Annotated in this window: 1 rRNA gene; it reads left to right on the top strand. The window is 54.3% G+C overall.

The window, feature by feature from the left end:
* Nucleotides 1-137: 137 nt before the first annotated feature.
* Nucleotides 138-3,029, top strand: a 23S ribosomal RNA gene (locus QC816_RS18245).
* The last annotated feature ends 35 nt before the right edge of the window (nt 3,030-3,064 follow it).

The following is a 3,064-nucleotide window of genomic DNA, read 5'->3' as shown; positions in this document are numbered from 1 at the left end:
CAGTCGCTCTTTAACAATGTATATCATGCTGACATGAACGTTTTTTAAGACGTTCATACGTAATTGTTTTGTGATACGTCTCAAGCGTATCCGGCAATCGTTATCATTGCGAGACACCAGACCCCTTCGGGTTATAGGGTCAAGCAATGAAGCGCACACGGTGGATGCCTAGGCAGCCAGAGGCGATGAAAGACGTGGAAGCCTGCGATAAGGCTCGGCGAGGTGGCAAACAACCTGTGACCCGGGCATTTCTGAATGGGGAAACCCACTCATCAACAGATGAGTATCCCCCACTGAATATATAGGTGGGGGAAGCGAACCAGGGGAACTGAAACATCTAAGTACCCTGAGGAAAAGAAATCAACCGAGATTCCCCCAGTAGCGGCGAGCGAACGGGGACCAGCCCTTAAGCATGAGACTGACTAGCCGAACACGTTGGGAAGCGTGGCCGTAGCGGGTGATAGCCCCGTAGTCGAAAGTCTGATCATGTGAAATCGAGTAGGTCGGGGCACGAGAAACCTTGACTGAAGACGGGGGGACCATCCTCCAAGGCTAAATACTCCTGGCTGACCGATAGTGAACCAGTACCGTGAGGGAAAGGCGAAAAGAACCCCGGAGAGGGGAGTGAAATAGATCCTGAAACCGTGTGCGTACAAGCAGTAGGAGCAGACTTGTTCTGTGACTGCGTACCTTTTGTATAATGGGTCAGCGACTTATATTCAGTGGCGAGGTTAACCGTATAGGGGAGCCGTAGGGAAACCGAGTCTTAACTGGGCGACACAGTCGCTGGATATAGACCCGAAACCGAGCGATCTATCCATGAGCAGGTTGAAGATTGAGTAACATCAATTGGAGGACCGAACCAGGATCTGTTGAAAAAGATTTGGATGACTTGTGGATCGGAGTGAAAGGCTAATCAAGCTCGGAGATAGCTGGTTCTCCTCGAAAGCTATTTAGGTAGCGCCTCACGTATCACCGCCGGGGGTAGAGCACTGTTTCGGCTAGGGGGTCATCCCGACTTACCAACCCGAGGCAAACTCCGAATACCGGTGAGTGCGAGCGTGGGAGACACACAGCGGGTGCTAACGTCCGTTGTGAAAAGGGAAACAACCCAGACCGTCAGCTAAGGTCCCGAAATCCTGGTTAAGTGGGAAACGATGTGGGAAGGCTCAGACAGCTAGGAGGTTGGCTTAGAAGCAGCCATCCTTTAAAGAAAGCGTAATAGCTCACTAGTCGAGTCGGCCTGCGCGGAAGATGTAACGGGGCTAAACCAGGTACCGAAGCTACGGGTTCATTCTTAGGAATGAGCGGTAGAGGAGCGTCGTGTACGCCGATGAAGGTGAATTGAGAAGTTCGCTGGAGGTATCACGAGTGCGAATGCTGACATGAGTAACGATAAAGGGAGTGAAAAACTCCCTCGCCGGAAGACCAAGGGTTTCTGTTCGACGCTAATCGGAGCAGAGTGAGTCGGCCCCTAAGGCGAGGCCGAAAGGCGTAGTCGATGGGAAACGGGTCAATATTCCCGTACCGGACATGATTGCGATGGGGGGACGAAGAAGGCTAGGTGAGCCAGGCGTTGGTAGTCCTGGTGAAAGTCGGTAGGCTGAGGGCTCAGGTAAATCCGGGCGCTCAAGGCCGAGAGACGAGACGAAGACACCACGGTGTTGAAGTCATCGATGCCACGCTTCCAGGAAAAGCCTCTAAGCTTCAGATCATGTGCGACCGTACCCCAAACCGACACAGGTGGTCAGGGTGAGAATCCCAAGGCGCTTGAGAGAACTCGGGTGAAGGAACTAGGCAAAATGGTGCCGTAACTTCGGGAGAAGGCACGCCGGCGTATTGTGAGAGCCCTCGCGGCTTCAGCGAGAACCGGTCGAAGATACCAGGTGGCTGCAACTGTTTAGTAAAAACACAGCACTCTGCTAACGCGTAAGCGGACGTATAGGGTGTGACGCCTGCCCGGTGCCGGAAGGTTAAGTGATGGTGTTAGCCGCAAGGCGAAGCTCTTGATCGAAGCCCCGGTAAACGGCGGCCGTAACTATAACGGTCCTAAGGTAGCGAAATTCCTTGTCGGGTAAGTTCCGACCTGCACGAATGGCGTAATGATGGCCACGCTGTCTCCACCCGAGACTCAGTGAAATTGAAATCGCCGTGAAGATGCGGTGTACCCGCGGCTAGACGGAAAGACCCCGTGAACCTTTACTATAGCTTCACACTGGACGCTGATGTTGCCTGTGTAGGATAGCTGGGAGGCTTAGAAACCCGGACGCCAGTTCGGGTGGAGCCAGCCTTGAAATACCAGCCTGGCATCATTGGCGTTCTCACTCAGGTCCGTTATCCGGATCGAGGACAGTGTGTGGTGGGTAGTTTGACTGGGGCGGTCTCCTCCCAAAGCGTAACGGAGGAGCACGAAGGTACCCTCAGCACGGTCGGACATCGTGCAATGAGTGCAAGAGCATAAGGGTGCTTGACTGCGAGACAGACACGTCGAGCAGGTGCGAAAGCAGGTTCTAGTGATCCGGTGGTTCTGTATGGAAGGGCCATCGCTCAACGGATAAAAGGTACTCCGGGGATAACAGGCTGATACCGCCCAAGAGTTCACATCGACGGCGGTGTTTGGCACCTCGATGTCGGCTCATCACATCCTGGGGCTGAAGTCGGTCCCAAGGGTATGGCTGTTCGCCATTTAAAGTGGTACGCGAGCTGGGTTTAGAACGTCGTGAGACAGTTCGGTCCCTATCTGCCGTGGGCGTTGGATGTTTGAGAAGGGCTGCTCCTAGTACGAGAGGACCGGAGTGGACGCACCTCTGGTGTTCCGGTTGTCACGCCAGTGGCATTGCCGGGTAGCTATGTGCGGACGGGATAACCGCTGAAAGCATCTAAGCGGGAAGCCCCCTTCAAGATGAGACATCCCTGAGGCCTAGAGCCTCCTGAAGGGCCCAGCGAGACCAGCTGGTTGATAGGCACGGTGTGGACGCGCTGCAAGGCGTTGAGCTAACGTGTACTAATGGCCCGTGAGGCTTGACCCTATAACACCCAAGGGGTCTGGTCGTGATGATAACGA

Origin of the sequence: Vreelandella janggokensis (assembly GCF_031451615.1) — a bacterium.
GTDB lineage: Bacteria > Pseudomonadota > Gammaproteobacteria > Pseudomonadales > Halomonadaceae > Vreelandella > Vreelandella janggokensis.
This window is presented reverse-complemented; position numbering and strand designations above follow the sequence as displayed.